The 436-nt window shown below is 58.5% G+C and carries 1 rRNA gene; it reads left to right on the forward strand.

From position 1 onward, the window contains the following. Positions 1-436, forward strand: a 23S ribosomal RNA gene (locus tag ACSW29_RS31235); the annotation flags it as partial.

Here is a 436-nt window from a genome sequence, read left to right on the forward strand (position 1 = left end):
GGCAGGTGTGTGGATGGGTAGGGGAGCGTCGTGTGGCCATGGAAGCGGCAGGGTGACCTAGCCGTGGAGGCCACACGAGTGAGAATGCAGGCATGAGTAGCGAAAGACGAGTGAGAAACTCGTCCGCCGAATGACCAAGGGTTCCTGGGCCAGGTTAATCCGCCCAGGGTGAGTCGGGACCTAAGACGAGGCCGACAGGCGTAGCCGATGGACAACGGGTTGATATTCCCGTACCCGTGTGAACGCGCCCATGGTGAATCAGTGATACTAACCATCCTGAAGCCACGAGAAGACCTTCGGGTCTCGAGTTGGTGGATGCATGGGACCTGATCTGGTAGTAGCCAAGCGATGGGGTGACGCAGGAAGGTAGCTGAGCCAGTCAGTGGTAATACTGGTGTAAGCGTGTAGGGCGTGACCTAGGCAAATCCGGGTCGCA

It is taken from the genome of Rhodococcus sp. GB-02 (genome assembly GCF_053470465.1).